Source organism: Bacteroides finegoldii DSM 17565 (assembly GCF_000156195.1).
Lineage (GTDB): Bacteria > Bacteroidota > Bacteroidia > Bacteroidales > Bacteroidaceae > Bacteroides > Bacteroides finegoldii.
Genome location: NZ_GG688318.1, coordinates 345,389 through 345,949 on the forward strand (window position 1 = coordinate 345,389; position 561 = coordinate 345,949).

A 561-nucleotide genomic window follows, 5' to 3' on the forward strand; every position below is an offset into this window, starting at 1 on the left:
CTAAAATAACAGGAAAACAGGAGAGGTTTTAACTTCCCCTAAAAAAGACATGTACATAATGCATGGGTGGGAAGGAAAAAACAAGAATATGTAAACAATATTCTACAAAAAAGATAGAAGACTAGGAGAGTTGAACGAAAAAATCAAGAGAAGAGCTTTGCTTTACGTGAGCTTTTCTCTTGATTTTTTAGAAAGAGGAACATTTACTGAATATCCCTTCCTAAAATAATAAAATTTAAGGCAACTACTTCATTGCGAATTAGTTGCCTTTTTTGTATCTTTAAGCATTCCCCCCAAAAAACGGTTTGACGGCCAAAACGGGGGTAATCTAAAATAAAAACACATGGTAAAGATACAAAAAATCTCAGAAATCGAACCTTGTTTAGGTTTTACCGAGTTCGATATGCTTAAAAAATATCGTCAAAGTTTTGCAACGAGTGAATTAGGTCGACTCCATTCTCTATTCCCTTTCTCGGAACTGGCCCGACAAATGCATTTGAAGTCCTCTGCTTTGGGTCGTAAAAGTTATTTTTCTCCCGAAGGTAAAATAGCCTTGATGGT

1 pseudogene is annotated in these 561 nt (G+C 35.5%); it reads left to right on the forward strand.

The features are described 5' to 3' along the window. Nucleotides 1-343 precede the first annotated feature (343 nt). Nucleotides 344-561, forward strand: a pseudogene (locus tag BACFIN_RS15870) (DDE transposase); the annotation flags it as partial.